Annotated in this window: 1 protein-coding gene; it reads right to left on the minus strand. The window is 66.9% G+C overall.

The annotated features are described in order from the left end of the window. Positions 1-213: 213 nt before the first annotated feature. A partial coding sequence (locus DAI20_RS20275) for a TRIC cation channel family protein (RefSeq protein ID WP_205781546.1) occupies positions 214-525 on the minus strand: 312 nt, incomplete at its 5' end.

The raw sequence follows: 525 nt of genomic DNA on the forward strand, positions 1-525 counted from the left end.
GGAGGGAGTTGTCTGGCGGGGCCGCGGGCGCGGCGTGGCTGGATGCCGTCGCGGCAGCGACGGGGTGACAATGGTAGCCAATCACCCCGGCCAATGCCGTATGACCATGGTCATGCAACGCATTCGGTAGTGCCGGCCGCTGGCCGGCAACCTGCCGGAATCTGCGGGCGTGTGCCGTGTTGCCGGCCAGCGGCCGACACTACCGACAAACAATCAATGCACTTCGTCGTGATAGACGAACTTCGGCATTTCCCAGCGGTAGTGGATCGCCAGCAGGCGCAGCGCGAAGCCGCCGCCGAGGCAGCACAGGATCGCGGTGGCGTCGGCCACGCCCCAGTGCAGCAGCAACAGGTACGCCGCGCCGGTCAGCAGCGCGATGATCGCGTAGAGCTCCTTCTGGAAGATCAGCGGCACCTCGTTGCAGAGAATGTCGCGCAGCACGCCGCCGAAGGCGCCGGTCAGCATGCCGGCGATCAGCACGATCGGCATGGCATGGCCGGCATCGCGCGCGATCGAACAGCCGAT

This window comes from Planctomonas deserti, from assembly GCF_003067705.1.
Classification (GTDB): Bacteria; Actinomycetota; Actinomycetes; order Actinomycetales; family Microbacteriaceae; genus Planctomonas; species Planctomonas deserti.